At 74.4% G+C, this 15,632-nt stretch carries 14 protein-coding genes; 8 read left to right on the forward strand and 6 right to left on the reverse strand.

Annotated elements, in window-relative coordinates; all coding sequences use genetic code 11:
- Nucleotides 1-72 precede the first annotated feature (72 nt).
- Nucleotides 73-1,962, forward strand: a complete 1,890-nt coding sequence (locus NDAS_RS08285; protein WP_013152705.1) for a S9 family peptidase — start codon at nt 73-75, stop codon at nt 1,960-1,962.
- A 213-nt stretch (nt 1,963-2,175) separates the two neighbouring features.
- Here NDAS_RS08285 and NDAS_RS08290 read toward each other — a convergent pair whose 3' ends face one another.
- The gene (locus tag NDAS_RS08290; RefSeq protein WP_013152706.1) at nt 2,176-2,418 is read right to left on the reverse strand and encodes a PLD nuclease N-terminal domain-containing protein; all 243 of its coding nucleotides are present in this window, start codon (nt 2,416-2,418) and stop codon (nt 2,176-2,178) included.
- A gap of 542 nt (nt 2,419-2,960) precedes the next feature.
- Here NDAS_RS08290 and NDAS_RS08295 point away from each other — a divergent pair.
- On the forward strand, nt 2,961-4,205 hold the full coding sequence (locus NDAS_RS08295; RefSeq protein ID WP_013152707.1) for an MFS transporter: 1,245 nt from the start codon (nt 2,961-2,963) through the stop codon (nt 4,203-4,205).
- A gap of 121 nt (nt 4,206-4,326) precedes the next feature.
- Nucleotides 4,327-4,827, forward strand: a complete 501-nt coding sequence (locus NDAS_RS08300) for a TetR/AcrR family transcriptional regulator (RefSeq protein WP_081461778.1) — start codon at nt 4,327-4,329, stop codon at nt 4,825-4,827.
- Between the two features lie 61 nt (nt 4,828-4,888).
- Here the strand turns inward: NDAS_RS08300 and NDAS_RS08305 are convergent, their stop codons facing one another.
- Entirely contained in the window at nt 4,889-6,085 is a 1,197-nt protein-coding gene (locus NDAS_RS08305; RefSeq protein ID WP_210746520.1) for an MFS transporter, read from the reverse strand.
- Nucleotides 6,086-6,211: 126 nt separating this feature from the next.
- On the opposite strand from NDAS_RS08305, the gene NDAS_RS08310 reads away from it, so the two are divergent.
- Nucleotides 6,212-7,105, forward strand: a complete 894-nt coding sequence (locus NDAS_RS08310; RefSeq protein WP_013152710.1) for a LysR family transcriptional regulator — start codon at nt 6,212-6,214, stop codon at nt 7,103-7,105.
- A gap of 136 nt (nt 7,106-7,241) precedes the next feature.
- Nucleotides 7,242-7,616 (forward strand): DUF427 domain-containing protein, encoded by a 375-nt coding sequence (locus NDAS_RS08315; protein WP_013152711.1) that lies wholly within the window; start codon nt 7,242-7,244, stop codon nt 7,614-7,616.
- A 355-nt stretch (nt 7,617-7,971) separates the two neighbouring features.
- Here the strand turns inward: NDAS_RS08315 and NDAS_RS08320 are convergent, their stop codons facing one another.
- On the reverse strand, nt 7,972-8,649 hold the full coding sequence (locus NDAS_RS08320) for a hypothetical protein (protein ID WP_041552574.1): 678 nt from the start codon (nt 8,647-8,649) through the stop codon (nt 7,972-7,974).
- A gap of 127 nt (nt 8,650-8,776) precedes the next feature.
- Here NDAS_RS08320 and NDAS_RS27625 point away from each other — a divergent pair, with 127 nt between their 5' ends.
- From NDAS_RS27625 to NDAS_RS08335, 3 genes are read left to right on the forward strand one after another with little or no spacing between them, the layout of a single operon-like run.
- Nucleotides 8,777-9,550 (forward strand): TetR/AcrR family transcriptional regulator, encoded by a 774-nt coding sequence (locus tag NDAS_RS27625; RefSeq protein WP_013152713.1) that lies wholly within the window; start codon nt 8,777-8,779, stop codon nt 9,548-9,550.
- Nucleotides 9,551-9,559: 9 nt separating this feature from the next.
- Nucleotides 9,560-10,414 carry an ABC transporter ATP-binding protein gene (locus NDAS_RS08330; RefSeq protein WP_013152714.1) on the forward strand — a complete coding sequence of 285 codons (855 nt, stop codon included), beginning with the start codon at nt 9,560-9,562 and terminating at the stop codon, nt 10,412-10,414.
- Nucleotides 10,411-11,979 (forward strand): fluoroquinolone export ABC transporter permease subunit, encoded by a 1,569-nt coding sequence (locus NDAS_RS08335; protein WP_013152715.1) that lies wholly within the window; start codon nt 10,411-10,413, stop codon nt 11,977-11,979. The genes NDAS_RS08330 and NDAS_RS08335 overlap by 4 nt, the downstream gene beginning before the upstream one ends.
- Before the next feature lie 115 nt (nt 11,980-12,094).
- Here the strand turns inward: NDAS_RS08335 and NDAS_RS08340 are convergent, their stop codons facing one another.
- The 3 genes from NDAS_RS08340 to NDAS_RS08350 are packed head-to-tail and all read right to left on the reverse strand — an operon-like array spanning nt 12,095 to nt 15,305.
- A complete protein-coding gene (locus NDAS_RS08340; RefSeq protein ID WP_013152716.1) occupies nt 12,095-13,729 on the reverse strand; it encodes an antibiotic ABC transporter in 1,635 nt (544 codons plus the stop codon).
- Nucleotides 13,726-14,643 (reverse strand): ABC transporter ATP-binding protein, encoded by a 918-nt coding sequence (locus tag NDAS_RS08345; RefSeq protein ID WP_013152717.1) that lies wholly within the window; start codon nt 14,641-14,643, stop codon nt 13,726-13,728. The genes NDAS_RS08340 and NDAS_RS08345 overlap by 4 nt, the downstream gene beginning before the upstream one ends.
- Entirely contained in the window at nt 14,640-15,305 is a 666-nt protein-coding gene (locus NDAS_RS08350; RefSeq protein ID WP_013152718.1) for a TetR/AcrR family transcriptional regulator, read from the reverse strand. Before NDAS_RS08350 ends, NDAS_RS08345 begins: the two co-directional genes overlap by 4 nt.
- Between the last annotated feature and the right edge of the window lie 327 nt (nt 15,306-15,632).

Raw genomic sequence — 15,632 nt, forward strand, 5'->3', positions numbered from 1 at the left:
CGCGGACGGACGCGGGGGCACGGCCCTCCCGATCCGCGGCTCCCGTCACCGAACACCGACGAAAGGAACGACATGGCACTGCCCGCGAGGATCTCGGTCGAGGACTTCTTCGGTTCGCCGGAGCGCGCCGGTGCGACGATCTCGCCGGACGGCGCGCGGATCGCCTACCTGGCTCCGTGGAGGGACCGGCTCAACGTCTGGGTCCAGGACCTCACCCCGTCCGGGGACTTCGACGGCGAACCGCGCTGCGTGACCGCCGACGAGGTCCGCAGCGTGCAGAGCTACCAGTGGACCGAGGACCCGCGCTGGCTGCTCTACCTCCAGGACAGCGGCGGCGACGAGAACTGGCACCTGTTCCGGGTCGACCTGGAGGCCCCCGAGCCCACCGCCGTGGACCTGACCCCCTTCCCCGGCGCCCGGGTGGTGGGCTTCGAGCCCTCCCGGGGAAGGCCGGGGAGGATGACCGTCCTGCTCAACGCCCGCGACGCCGCCGAGTTCGACCTGCACGAACTCGACGTGGCCACCGGCGGGCTCACCATGCTGGCCCAGAGCCCCGGCGCCACGGGGACCTGGTTCCAGGGCCGCGAGGGGGAGCTGTTCACCAGCTCCCTCAACGCCGACGGCGACTTCGAGGTCTCCCGCCGCGACCCCGAAACGGGCGCCCTGCACCCGGTCCTGGTCCACGAGGGCGCCGACTACCCGGTGGGAGTCTTCCCCACCCAGGTCACCCCGGACGGGACCGGGATGTGGATCGGCTCCAGCAAGGGCACCGACCGCACCCGCCTGGTGCGAGCCGACCTGTCCACGGGTGAGGAGACCGAGGTGGACAGCCACCCGACCTTCGACATCGACACGCGCGCACAGGTCTTCCCCACCTTTCCCCCGCCGCTGATCCGGGACCGGCGGGGCGAGCTGCTGGGCGTGCGCTACACGGGTGAGCGCCAGGTCGTCCACGCCCTGGATCCGCACTTCGCCGAGGTGCTGGCGAACCTGGAGAAGCTGTCCGAGGGCGACCTGGCAGCGATCTCCTGCGACGACGGCGGGCGGCGGTGGGTCGTGGGCTTCACCCACGACCGGGACCCGGGTGTGACCTGGTTCTACGACCACTCCACCGGGGAGTCCCGGCTGCTGTTCCGCGCCCACCCGCACCTGGACCCCGACGCGATGGCCCCCATGCGGCCGGTCACCATCACCGCGCGCGACGGGCTGGAACTGCCCTCGTACCTGACCCTGCCGGTGGGTGTCGAACCCGAGAACCTGCCGATGGTGCTGATGGTGCACGGCGGTCCCTGGGCCCGCGACAACTGGGGGTTCAACGGTTCCGCGCAGCTGTGGGCCAACCGGGGCTACGCGGTGCTCCAGGTCAACTTCCGCGGCTCCAGCGGGTTCGGCAAGGCCCACATGAAGGCGGCGATCGGCGAGTTCGCCGGGAAGATGCACGACGACCTCATCGACGCCGTGGACTGGGCTGTGGAGCAGGGCTACGCCGACCCGGACCGGGTGGCGATCCTGGGCGGCTCCTACGGCGGCTACGCCGCGCTGGTCGGGGCGGCCTTCACCCCCGACCGCTTCGCCGCCGCCGTCGACGTCGTCGGCATCTCCGACCTGGCCAACTTCATGCGGACCCAGCCCGCGTTCGTGCGACCCGCGCTGGTCAACAACTGGTACCGCTACGTGGGCGACCCGGCCGTCCCCGAGCAGGAGGCCGACATGCTGGCCCGCTCACCGATCAGCAGGGTGGACCGGATCGCCGCGCCGCTGATGGTCGTCCAGGGGGCCAACGACGCCCGCGTGGTCAAGGCCGAGTCCGACAACATCGTCGCGTCGGTGCGCGGGCGCGGCGTGGACGTGGAGTACCTGGTCTTCGACGACGAGGGGCACGCCATCGTCAACCCGGAGAACCTGATCACCATGTTCGGCGCCATCGACCGCTTCCTCGCCCGCCACCTCGGCGGACGGTGAACCCCTGACCGGGCCCGGCCACGTCCGCCGTCCCGTCGGCGCCCGCGGGGGATGGCGACGAGGGCGCCGCACCGGGCGGGGGGTTCCGGCTCCAGGGCCGGGTGTCGGGGGAGCGGCCCCCGACCCGGCTCCGGGCCGGGCCCGCGATCGGCTGGGGACGCGGTCGGCGGGGGACGCGTGCGCGCCGCGCCCTCCGCGTCCCGGGAACCTTGATCAGTAGGGAACGCGGTTGCGCCCGACGAGGAACCACAGGACGGCCCCGATCAGGGGCGCGATACAGACGAAGATGAGCCAGACGACCTTCATCGCCCCGTCCACCCGCGACGTGAGGATGCTGAACACCGCCGCGATGATCAGCACGACCGCCACCAGGGACACCACCGCGACCCCGACCAGCAGCAGGATCGGGAGCACGGTGGTGAGGAGGCCCGAGTCGTTCAGCGCCAGGAGTGACATGTGGTTCCCTTTCGAGGTCCGGGGTCGGGCGTCGTGTCCCCTGACCGGCCGCGGTGGATCCGCGGACGGACGGGCTCCCGGCGGTCCGTCGGTGCGGGCCGGCCGGGCGCCCCCGCGGGGACGAACACCACGCTAGGTGCGTGACCCGGGGGGAGGCATCCCTCTGGAGAACCCACCGTGTCGTCTCCTAAGGCGGCACGCCCAGGAGAGCGGCGTCGCTTTGGTCGGTGCGCCGACCGACTTTCGTCGGTGCCCTCCGGGCGGGCGGTTCCCGGAGCGGGTCAGACCCCTGCGGCCCCCGTCCCCCCTGCGGCCCCCGTCCCCCCTGGGGCCCCGTCCCCCTTGCGGCCCGGACGGACCGGCCGCCGCCCGGGACCGCGCCCGGCGCGGGGGCCGCCGCGTCGCGGCGGAAGATCAGGTGGCGTGCGTCACTTTGGCTTGCGCGCGGGCGGCGCCGGGTAGAAATTGGGACGGGCGTCCCAGTTTTTTGGGTTGGGGCGTTCCCGTCACGAACCCCCCACACGCGGAAGGACCCCCACGCCATGCCCAATCCGTACGCGCAGATCTTCGCGGTGCGTGGAGCCAAGGGCTTCACCGTCGCCGGGCTCATCGGGCGCATGCCCGTGGCCATGACCAACATCGGCATCATCACGATGCTCTCCACCACCCACGGCAGCTACGCCCTGGCGGGCGCGGTGGCCGCCGCCTTCACCCTGTCCATGGCGCTGATCACCCCGCAGGTCTCGCGTCTGGCCGACCGCCACGGACAGCGCCGCGTCCTGCCCCCCGCGGCCGCCGTCAGCGTCGCGTCCCTGCTCCTGATGCTGCTGTGCGTGCGGTTCGACGCGCCGTACTGGACGCTCTTCGCGTTCGCGGTCCCCGCCGGGACCATGCCGAACATGTCCGCGATGTCCCGCGCGCGCTGGACCGAGCTGCTGCGCGGCTCGCCCCGGCTGCACACCGCCTACTCCTTCGAGTCCGTGGCCGACGAACTCACCTTCATCACCGGCCCGGCGCTGTCGGTGGTGCTGAGCACCATGGCCTTCGCCCAGGCCGGTCCGCTGGCCGCGGCCGCCTTCCTGGCCCTGGGCGTCACCCTGTTCGTGGCCCAGCGCGGTACGGAGCCGCCGCTCCAGGCTCCCGAGGCGTCCGGGACCAAGGGCGCGGGCGCGCTCAGCGGCGCCCTCCTGGTCCTGGTGCTGACCCTGCTCGCGGGAGGCGTCATCGTCGGCTCGGTGGACGTGGTCGCGGTGGCCTTCGCCGAGTCGCTCGGCGTGACCAGCGCCACCGGCGTCGTGCTGTCGGCCTACGCGCTCGGGTCGGCGATCTCCGGGCTGACCTTCGGGGTGCTCGACCTGCCCTGGCGGCTCCACATGATGCTGATCGTGGCCGTGGCCGGGACGTTCGCGACCACCCTCCCCTTCCTGGCGGTCGGTAGCATCTGGACCCTGTCCGTGGCCGTGTTCTTCGCGGGGATCTTCTTCGCCCCCACGATGATCCTGGTGATGACGCTGATCGAGCGGACCGTACCGCCGTCCAAGCTGACGGAGGGCATGACCTGGGCCCTGACCGGCCTGACCATCGGTACCGCGATCGGCACCTTCTCCTCGGGGCTGGCGGTGGAGGAGAGCGGCACCACGGGCGGCTTCCTCGTCGCGGTCGCGGCCGGCGCCCTCGCCCTGGTCCTGACCCTGGTGTTCGCCCCCCTCCTGGCCCGGGCCCAGGCGAGGGCCGAGCGGGCGCAGGAGGAACAGGCCGCGGAGGAGGCGGCCGGTACCGCCGGGTGAGCGCTCCCGGGGGCCCGCGCCGACCTCCGCCCCGCGGCGCCACCCGACCCGAACCGGAGGAGAAGCGTTGAAGCAGTCGGACGGACGCCGCCTGAAGGGCGAGCAGCGCCGCCAGGCCCTGATCGAGGCCACCCTGCGCGTCATCGAACGCGACGGGGTCGCCGGGGTCAGCCACCGCACGGTCTCCCAGGAGGCGGGGGTGCCCACCTCCGCCACCACCTACTACTTCACCGGCCTGGGAGACCTGCTGACCGCGGCCCTGACCGGTGTGATGGACGAGGACTCCGAGCGGATGCGCCGCATGTCCTCGGGGGGCGACCGCCGACGCGACCTGGCCGAGCTGCTGTCCAAGGTCGCCTCCGACCCTGGCCGACTGCTGGCCGAGTACGAGCTGTTCCTGCTGGCCGCCCGCCAGCCCCACCTGCGTGAGGCCACGGACCGCTGGCTGGCCGCGGTCTCGGCCTTCGCGCGGTGCTACACCGACGACCCCGTACGGGTGCGGAACGTGGCGGCGGTCATCGACGGCATCCTCCTGCACACCCTGCTGAGCGACCACAAACCCGACGCCGACGAGTTCGAGGCCCTGCTGGAGGACGTCCTTCCGCGCGCGCCCCGGACCTGAGGCGGGCCGTCCGCAGAGCCCCCCTCCTCTGTGGTGCGGGGCGCGCCCCGGAAGGAGGGGCTCAGGCCGTCCGGGCGGGCGCGCGGCCCAGGAGGGCCGTGGTGAGCGCGCCCAGGGCCAGCGCGGCGGCCAGCCACAGGAGCGCGGTGCCGCCCGCGCCGTCCAGGACCGGGCCGCCCACCAGCGCGCCCAGCGCGATGCTGCCGTTGAACACGCCGACGAACAGCGACGAGACGGCCTCGCGCTCCTCGGGGGCCGCGCGCATCATCCAGGTCTGGGCGCTGACGGACACCCCGCCGTAGGCCAGACCCCACACGACCATGAGCACCCCCGCCCCCAGGACCGTGACGCCGATCCAGGGGAGGAGGAACACCGATCCGCCCAGGGCAGCGCTGAGCACCACGAGGGTGGCGCGCGGGGCCCGGACGGCGCGCGGGCCGGAGGCGAAGTTGCCGACGACACCGGCCAGGCCGTAGACCAGCAGCATCGTGCCGATCAGACCCGCGCTGACCCCCGCCGTCGTCTCCAGGACGGGGCGGACGTAGGTGTAGGCGGCGAAGTGGCCGGTCACCAGGAGCACCGCGAGGAGCAGGCCGGTGACCACCCTGGGGTTGCGCAGCAGGCCGGTCACGCCGCTCAGGCGGGCCGCCCGCTCGGAGGGCAGGCGCGGCAGCAGCACGACCATGGCGACCGCGACGGACAGGGCCAGCACCGCGAAGGCCGCGAAGGCGGCGCGCCAGTCGGTCAGGGCCCCGATGTAGGCGCCCACCGGCACGCCGAACACCGAGGCGACGGCGATCCCGCTGAAGACGGCGGCGGTCGCCGACCCCACCGACCGCTCGGGCACCAGCCGGGGCGCGAGCCCCGCCGCCAGCGCCCAGACACCGCCCATGCCCAGGCCGACGAGCACGCGTGCCGTGACCATGACCGCGAAGTTCGGCGCCCACGCCGACAGCAGGTTGGCGGCGGCGAGCAGGAGCATGAGAGCCACGAGGACGCCCTTGCGGTCGGCGCGGCCGATGAGGGCCGGGACGAAGGGCGCGGTGGCCGCCGCCACCAGGCCGGTGACGGTCAGGGTCAGCCCGGCGGTGCCCTCCGTGACCTCCAGGGAGGCGCCCATGGGGGTCAGCAGCCCGACGGGCAGCATTTCGGTGGTGACGACGGTGAAGGTGCCGAGGGCCACCGCGACGACGGCGGACCATCCCCGGACGGGGGAGGGCACGGGTGGAGAGGCCTGGGGAGACGAGGTCGTGGACATGCCCCGAGTCAAGTGCCCTCCCGGTCGCCGAACAACGGCGAATCCCTCATACTTCGATCAGCCGGGCTCATCGATCCCGGCCCCCGGGACCGGACCGTCCGGGCCCGACGCCGGAAGGGTGCGGTCGTGGCGCGTGAGATCGACTTCCACGAGATCGAGTGCTTCCTGGTGCTGGCCGAGGAACTCCACTTCGGCCGTACCGGCGAACGCCTCCGCGTCTCCCAGAGCCGGGTCAGCCAGCTGATCCGCTCGCTGGAGGGCCGGGTCGGCGCGCGCCTGGTGGAGCGCACCAGCCGCCGCGTCCGGCTGAGCGAGTTCGGCGCGGACTTCCTGGAGTCCCTGCGCCCGTCCTACGGTGCGCTGGTCAGCGTGTTCGAGGACGCCCGCTCCCGGGCGCGCTCCACGGTCGAACGGGTGCGGATCGGATTCCAGGGGGCCGTCTACGAGCCGCTGGCGCGGGCGCTCACCGTGTTCGAGCGGCGCAACCCCCCGGTCGCGGTCGACCTGGTGGAGATCCCGCTGGCCGACCCCTTCGGCGCCGTGCGGGAGGGCGGGGTGGACGCGGCCGTGGTCCTGACCCCCGTGCGGGAACCCGACCTGACCCTGGGCCTGACCTTCTCCCGGCAGCCGCAGACCCTGGCCCTGTCCAGCTCCCACCCGTTCGCCGGGCGGGAGGAGATCGGCGCGGAGGAGCTGGCCCGTGTGCGGCTGGTCCCGCTGGCCGGACGGGCGCCCGCGTACTGGCGGCAGGTCAACTCGCCCCGGGTGACCCCGGGCGGGGCGCGCATCCCCCAGGAGGGAGGGGCGGTCACGCTCCAGGAGGGGTTGTCGCTGGTCGCGGCGGGCCGGGGCGCCCTGCTGGTGTGCGGAGCCGCCGCCGAGTACAACCGCCGGCCGGACGTGACCTACGTGCCGGTCACCGGCCTGGCCGCGTCGGAGCTGGCGCTGGTCTGGCGGACCGCGGCACGGGGGTCGCGGCTGACGGCCTTCGCCGCCGTGCTGGCCGAGACGGTCGCCTGACCCCGGGGACGGACGATCGCCCGGCCCGGGGACGGACGCCTTCGCGGTGTCCGGGTTCCCCGGGGCAGGGGCGTGTCGCCGACCCGCGGGCCCCCTCGGGAGCGGAGTAGCCTCGGCGGGGAGAGGGAGGATCACCATGACAGGACAGGGCAGGACACCCGGACCCGACCACCCGATCACCGTCGAACCCACGGCTGCGCGCGTCGTCGCACGGGTCGGGGACCGGGTCGTCGCCGACACCGAGGACGCGCTGACCCTGCGGGAGTCCGTCTACCCGCCGGTCCACTACGTTCCGCTCGCCGACGTGGACCCCGCGGTGCTGCGGCCGAGCGCGACCACCACACACTGCCCCTACAAGGGCACCGCGACCTACCGCACGCTCGCGGTCGGGGAGGGTGAGGAGCTGGTCGACGCGGTGTGGGCGTACGAGGAGCCCTACCCGGCGGTCGCGGAGATCGCCGGGTACGTCGCCTTCCAGCCGGACGGGGTCCGGGTCACCGTCGATTCCTGAGAGGTGGCACGGCGGGCGGCGCTCACTGGAGGCCGTCTTCGCTTCGGGGACCGTGCGGTGCGAGAGCTGGTCCGGGGACCCGCGCCTGTCCGCCGGATGAGCCGCACGCCGGTGCCGCCGTGCCCCGTGCGGCAGCTGTGGCACCCGGTGCGGTCACCGTGTCGTACCGGTCGCGGTGGGCTCCGGTCCGGCGCTCCGGACCGGAGCCCACCGGGTCATCGCGCGTGCGCGTCGCCGTGCTCGCGTGGAGCGGGGGTGCCCGGGTCGGCCCCGGAGCGCTCGGCGTCGCGACCTTGGCGGCTGCCGCGTGGCGCGGGTGTTCAGGGGTGCCGCGTCCAGGTTCCCCCGGGCGCCGTCAACAGCCGTGTTCGTCGGGCGAGGGGCGGAGCCGCCGCCCCTCGGGGGTGAAGGTGAAGGCCGCGCGGAACGGGCCGCCGCCGAAGCGCACGGCGAGCAGGACCGGCTCGGGGCGCGCGGGAGGCCAGGAGGGCTCGGCGCCGGGTTCGGTGCCGTTCCAGAGGTGGAAGAACACCACGGGCTGACGCCGGTCCTCGGTGAGGTAGCCCAGCGTCTTGCCGGAGAAGGGGCCGCCTCCGCCGAAGAGCACCGACGGGGGACCGAACTCGGCGACCACCCCCGTCCACAGGCGGTCGGTCTCCGCCCAGCGGCGGACGCGGCCCCTGAGCGCGTCGTAGGCCCGGGCGTCCAGGACGCGGTCGGGTTCCAGCCAGCCGCGCCGGTGCGCGAACTCGGCGTGGACGGAGGCCATGCCGTGCTCGTAGTCGCCGCCCGGGACAAGCCGCCGGAAGGCTCCGGTGACCCCGGTGGGGGACCAGGCCCCGCGTTCCTCCAGAAGCCGCTGGTGCTCGGCCCCCGCCCGCGGTTCACGCTCCATGAACAGCAGGTGGTCCACCAGCATGCGCAGGGTGGTCTCGCCTCCGTACATCCCGGGCCGCCGCAGGGCCAGGTTCAACTGGCCGACGAGGTGGGAGTGCATGTCCTCGGACGCCACGAGTGTTCTGGATGTGCCCATGCGCGCATTCTTCCCGCTGAGCCGCTCCGGTGCCTCCACGGGCTCCGGGCTCCAGCGGAAGGGATTGACGAACTTGTGTTAGCAAGTAACACTTCTTGTGTCGGAACCGGTCGGGGGAGGGGCGGACATGGACCAGCGCACGCGCCGCAGGCAGCGCAACAGGGCCGCCATCCAGGAGGCCGCCCTGCGCCTGTTCGAGCGGCAGGGCTACGAGGCGACCACGGTCGCCCAGATCGCCCGTGAGGCGGGCGTCTCGCACATGACGTTCTTCCGCTGCTTCCCCTCCAAGGAGGACGTGGTCCTGCGGGACGAGTACGACCCGATGCTGGAGGAGCTGGTCCGCGAGCAGCCCGACACGCTCCCGGCCGTCGAGCGGATCCATCGGGCCACCCTGGTCGGACTCGGCCGGGTCTACGAGGACAACCGGGAGGCGCTGCTGGCCCGGGCCCGCCTCCTACTGTCCATCCCGGCCCTGCGCTCGCGTATCGGCGAGAACCTGGCCTCGGCGAGCACCGCCTTCGAGCGCGGTCTGGCCCCCGCCCGGGGTGGGGCCTTCGACCCGAATCCGCCTGGAAGTGGAGCCTCTGGTCCGGATTCGCCTGCAAGCGAGGTCCCCGCTCCGGATCCGCGTGGAAGCGACGCCCCCGCTCCGGATCCGTCTGGAAGCGAAACCCCCGGCCTGGCTCCGCCCGGAACCGAGGACCCCGCACCCGTCCTGGCTCCGCCCGGGACCGAACCCCCCGACCTGGAGACCAGGGCCGTCGCCGCCGCCTGTTCGGCGGCGCTGTCCGAGGCCGTCGTCGCCTGGGTCGACTCGGACGGGCAGGACGAACTGCCCGCGCTCGTCGACCGGGTCTTCCTCGCCCTGCGCGCCGCCCCACCCTCCCACCACCGATCCTGAGGACCCCCCATGACCGACCAGGTCATCACCGTCGAGGACCTCCTGGTCCGCTACCCGAACGCCGACCGGCCCGCGGTCGCGGGGATGAGCTTCTCCGTGGCCCGCGGCGAGGTCTTCGGCTTCCTCGGCCCCAGCGGTGCCGGGAAGTCCACCACCCAGAGGGTGCTCACCCGGCTGCTGCGCCGTTACGAGGGCGAGGTGCGCGTCCTCGGCCGTCCCCTGCGCGACCGGGGCGCGGACTACTTCGAGCGCGTGGGTGTGGGCTTCGAGCTCCCGGCCGGGTTCGGCAAGCTCACCGCCCGCGAGAACCTCGCCGCCTTCGCCTCCCTCTACCGCGGACCCGTCGAGGACCCCGGCGAACTCCTGGCCCGGGTGGACCTGGCGGACGCGGCCGACCGCAGGGTCGACGACCTGTCCAAGGGCATGCGCATGCGGCTCAACCTGGCCCGGGCGCTGGTCAACAGACCCGAACTCCTCTTCCTGGACGAGCCCACCTCGGGCCAGGACCCGGTGCGCTCCGCCCTGCTGCGGGAGGTCGTCCGGGAGGCGGCGGACCGGGGGTGCACGGTCTTCCTCACCACGCACGACATGGCCACCGCCGACCTGCTGTGCGACCGGGTCGCCTTCGTGGCCGGGGGACGGATCGTCGCCGTGGACACACCGCGCGGCTTCAAGCTCCGCCACGGCCGTCCCGGACTCGTGGTCCGGGTCCGGGGGCAGGCCCCCCGGGAGATGCCGATGGAGGCCCTGACCGGGGACGCCGAACTCCTGGAGCTGCTGAGGCGGGGCGAGGTGGAGACGCTGCACACCCGTGAGGCCTCGCTGGACGAGGTCTTCGCGACGGTCACCCGGGAGAGGCTGTGAACCGCCTGCTCGCGGCTACCGCACTGGAGTCGCGGGTCGGGCTGCGCTACGGCGTCGTACCCGTGGCCGCCGCCCTCGGCGCCGTGTGGACCCTGGTCCTGCTCGCGGTCCCCGCCGAGGCGGCCGGGACGGTGGCGTCCTACCTGCTCTTCCTCGACACGGCGGGCTTCGGCGCGCTCTTCGCCGCGGCCCTGCTGCTCTTCGAACGCACCGAGGGAACGCGTTCGGCGCTGACGGTGACCCCGCTGCGCGCGGGGGAGGGGGTGGCGGCCCGGCTCGCGGTGCTCACCGCGCTGACGCTGCTCATCGCCGTGCCGATGCTCGCGGCGGCGCTGCGAGGCCGGTTCGCCGACCTCGCGCAGGCCCTGCCGCCGGTCCTGGGCGGGGTGGCGCTCACCTGTCTGCTGCTGCTCACTGTGTGCCTGGCGGTGGGCGCCCGCTCCCGGGACCTGTCGGGCTTCCTCCTGGCGGCCCCGCTCACCGTCGCGCCGCTGGTCCTGGTCCCCCTCGTACACGTCAGCGGAATCCTGGAGCACCCGCTCCTGTACGCGGTGCCGACCACCGCGGGCGCCGACCTCATCCGCCTGGGGGCCGCGCCCGGCTCCCCCGACGCGGCCCCAGCGGCCCTGGTCGCGGGCACCGTCTACGCCGTGGCGTGGGCGGCGACCGGGGTGGTCGCCGCCTCCCGCGCGGTCGGGCGCGGAGCGGCTCCCGCTCCCCGGAGGCACGCGAACGGCAGGGGCGCGGGCGGGCCCGCCCGGCCGGTCACCGGGCCTGTCCACCCGCGCCCCGGGCCCGCCCGGCCGGTCAGCGGGCGCGGCGGCCTCCCGGTGATCGTGCGCTTCGCCCGCGTCGACCTCTTCGGCACCGGGCGCGACCCCCTGCTGCCGCTCATGCTCGGCGCCCCGGTCCTGCTGGCGCTGGTCATCCGCTTCGCCTTCCCGGCGGCCTCGGAGTTCGTCCTCGGCTCCTACGGGTTCGACCTCGCGCCGCACACCCCCGTGGTCCTGGCGGCGCTGGTCCTGCTGCACGTGCCCATGATGTTCGGGGTGGTCGGCGGCCTGCGCGCCGTCGAGGACTCCGACGAGAACGTCCTGCTGGTGCTGCGCGCCTCGCCGGTGTCCGTGCCCGCCTACCTCGGCTACCGGACGGTCCTGGTCACCGTCCTGTCCCTGGCCGGGCTCGCCGCGGCCCTGCCCCTGAGCGGGCTCATGATCTCAGGGTGGACCGCGCCGGTCGCGGTCGCCCTCGTGCTCGCTGCTCTCCAGGCGCCGCTGCTGACGGCGTCGATGACCGCGCTGTCCGCCAACAAGGTGGAGGCCCTGGTCGTGGTCAAGGGGATCGGCGCGCTCCTGGCCCTGACCCCCGTGGCGGCCTGGGTCCTACCCGCGCCCTGGAACCTCCTGCTGCTGCCGCTCCCGCCGTCCTGGCCCGCCCTGGCCCTGCCCGGTTACGACGCCGGACCGCTGGGGCCCTGGCTGTGCCTGGCGGGCGGGGTCCTGGTCTCGGCCGCCGCGCTGGCGCTCCTGCTGCGGCGCACCGTGCGGCGGATCGAGGGCGCGTAGGCCGACGCGCGGGGGAGGCGTCCCCGGCCCCGCGGTGAGGCCGCGGACCGGGGCCACCGGGACCTCCCGTGGCGCAGGGAAGCCCCGGAGGCGGACGAGCGGTCACCCGTGGCGTTCAGGCGGGCAGGTCGCGGCGGCGCAGCGCCCACAGCCCGACGGCCGTGAGCACCGCGGCCAGTGCCGCCAGCAGCGGGTAGGAGGCCCAGGTCCTCCGGTAGTACGGGTTGACGTGGGCGAAGGGCGAGACCAGCGTGAACACCGCGTCCGGCACCAGGTTCACCTTGACGGCGATCTCGGTCAGTATCCCGAGGGCCAGGAACCCCCAGCCCACCGCCGCGCACGCGCGCGGAACCGTCCCGTAGGCCAGGAGGGTGACGGCCACGACCACCCACACCGCCGGGGCCAGGGACAACGTCAGCGCGGTGAAGCGCCCGACGTCGAACCAGACCCGCTCACCGCCCAGACCCGCGCCCAGGCCCACCGCGACGCCCAGGGCGGCCAGCAGGACCACGGGGGCGGTGAAGGCCGTCGCGGCGTGCGCCAGAGCCCAGGCCGTCCGTCCGGTCGGCCCCGCGAGCAGCAGCTCCCCCGTTCCCGCGTTCTCCTCGGCGCGCACGCACAGGGCCGTGAGCACGGCGTGGGCCGCCACGGGGAACACGAAGGCGAAGACGACGTAGACGAAGAAGGTGTCGGCGGGCTCCACACCGAGTTCGGCGGCCATCGCGCGCACCCACGGCATGTCGGCGTACTCGGCCATGGCCTGCGCACCGGTGCGGCCCATCGCCAGTCCCATGACCGCGAGGGCGGCCGCCCACACCAGCACGGAGCCGCGGTGCAGCCGCCACACCAGGGCGGGCACCGACCGCAGCCACCGGGCAGCCCGCACGGGACCGCCCCGCCGGGAGAACAGGGCGAAGCCCAGGTCGCGCCGTTCCGCCAGGGCGAAAGCGGCCCCGACGGTCAGCGCGATCCAGGCCAGGACCGGGAGCAGGGCCCACCACCGCTCGTCGGCGAAGGGGCGCACGTTCTCCAGCCACCCGTTGGGCACCGCCCACGTCAGCCACAGGGCGCCCCCGCCCGCCGCGGCGCCCGTGCCGCGCACCATGTGCATGACGTAGAACGCGCCCAGGGCCAGCCCCGCCGCGGCCCCCGGGCGGGCGGTGCACTGCACCGAGACGGCGGCCAGGCCCGCGCCCACCCCCGCCGCGGCGGCGGTGACCAGGGCCAGCGCCACCGAACCCGCCACGGGCAGCCCCAGGGCGAGCAGGCCCGCCGCGATGACGGCCGCCAGTACGGCCGCCGAGCCCAGCGCTACGGTCAGCGCGCCCGCCAGGCCCGCGTGTCGGCCCAGCGGCGCTCCCCCGAGCAGTTCGCTCCGGCCCGAGGCCTCCTCGGTACGGGTGCCGCGCACCACCAGCAGCACCGCGCCCAGGGCGGCGCACATGGTGGCGGCGGCGAACGCCTGTTGGGCCACCAGGGCCTCGGCGCTCGCGGCGAAGGCCCGGCTCTGGAAGAGGGCGAACATGGGCACGCTCTGGAGCTGCTCCCACCGCTCCTGGCGCGCTTCGGGGGTGGGGTAGGTGGCGTCGGCCGAGACCGCGCCCCCCAACGCGATGCCGACCGTGACGGCCAGCCACACGGTGACCAGGACTCGGTCGCGGCGCAGGGACAGCCGCACCAGGTGCCGCGTTCCGGCCGGTAGCGGGCGGAAGGCCGTGCGGGCGGACCGTGCGGCGATGGGCGCGCTCATCGGACCCGCTCCGGGTGTTCACCGCCGCGGTCTGCCGCGGTGTAGTGACGCAGGAACAGCTCCTCCAGAGTGGGCGGCCGCACGGTCAGGTCGCGCACCCCCAGCCCGGCCAGGCGCGCGCACAGCGGTTCCAGGGCCGACGGCTCGGCGTGCAGGCGTACGCGTGTGCCCTCCACCGCCAGGTCGTGCACACCGGGCAGGGCGGCGAGCCCGCCGGGGGACCCGGTGAGTTCGGCGGTCACGGACAGCCGGGACAGGTGGCGCAGCTCGGCCATGGTCCCGCTCTCCACCGTGCGTCCGGCCCGGATGATGCTGACCCGGTCGCAGAGCGCCTCCACCTCGGACAGGATGTGGCTGGAGAGCAGAACGGTGCGTCCCCGGGCTTTCTCCTCGGCGACGGTGTGGCGGAAGGCCTCCTCCATGAGCGGGTCCAGGCCCGACGTGGGCTCGTCCAGGACCAGGAGTTCGGTGTCGGCGGCCAGCGCGGCCACCAGCGCCACCTTCTGCCGGTTGCCCTTGGAGTAGGCGCGGCCCCGGGTGCGCAGGTCCAGCGCGAAGCGGTCCACGAGCGCGGCGCGGCGCCGCGGGTCGGCCCCGCCGCGCACGCGGCCGAGCAGGTCCAGGATCTCCCCGCCGGAGAGCCCCGGCCACAGGGCGACGTCGCCCGGGACGTAGGCCAGTCGGCGGTGCAGGGCGGCGGCGTCCCGCCAGGGGTCGCCGCCGAGCAGGCGCGCGGTACCGGAGTCGGCCCGGGCCAGGCCGAGCAGGACGCGGATCGCCGTCGTCTTGCCCGCGCCGTTGGGACCGAGGAAACCGTGCACCTCCCCGCTTCGTACGCGCAGGTCCAGTCCGTCCAGGGCCCTGGTGGACCCGAAGTGTTTGGTCAGGCCCGCGACCTGGATCGCGTCCGTCATGGTTCTTCTCCCGGGGGGTCGGGGTCGGGGTGGGGGAGGGCGTCGGTGATCCGCCGCCCCTGCTCGCCGGCGAAGAAGTCGGCCATCGCGGTGTAGACCCCGGCCATGGCCGCTCCGACGCGCGGAGCGTGGGCGGGATCGAGCGAGTCGGCCGCCATGCGGCGGGACAGGTGGGCGTGCAGGACCAGCGTGCCCAGGTGCATGGCGCCCATGACCGCGGCGGTGTCCCGTGTGACCCGCGCTCCCGGCGGATAGCGGTCGGGCCAGCGCTCGCTGAGGAAGCGCTCGGCGAAGTCGGCGCCGGTGTCGAAGAACTCCGAGGCCGAGGCGGACCCCTCCACCAGTGCGCGGGCGAGGTAACGGGTGCTGGTGTGGCTGGCCTGGTACATCGCCGCCCCGAACCCGGGGGCGGACGCCTCCTCGCCCAGACCGCTGCGGGCCTGTTCGAGCAGGGTGCCGATGGCGTACGCGTCGCAGGCCGCGCGCAGGCCCTCCTTGGAGCCGAAGTGGTGGCGGATCAGGCCGGTGGACACCCCCGCCTCGGCGGCGATGGTCTGGACTGTCGCGCCCTTGATCCCGTGGTCGGCGAAGACCGCCAGGGCGGCGTCGCGGATGCGCGCCCGTCCGGTGAGGTCCTCGTTGGGCGGTGGTGCGGAGCTCATGCGACTAGACTACATGTTCGTGTAGCGAACTACACGTTCGTGTAGCACTTTTTGCCCAGGGTCGACCGGTCGACGTGAAGGCGGGTGACTCCCGTGCTCGGTGGGGCGGTGGTGCTTCCTGACCGGACCGGTCATGCGCGGGGCGGGGCCGGACCCGGGCCGAGGGGACTTCTGGCCGGACGACCGCGTGCGGGGCGGCGAGGGGCCGGGCCTGGAAGGGCGAGGGGTGCGCACGGGACGGTGGAGACCAGGACCGAGGCGGCGAGGGGCGGTCCCGGGCCGCTGGGGCCGCACGCGGGACGGCGGTCTGCGGCGCGGTCACCAACG

The sequence above is a fragment of the Nocardiopsis dassonvillei subsp. dassonvillei DSM 43111 genome, from assembly GCF_000092985.1.
Lineage (GTDB): Bacteria > Actinomycetota > Actinomycetes > Streptosporangiales > Streptosporangiaceae > Nocardiopsis > Nocardiopsis dassonvillei.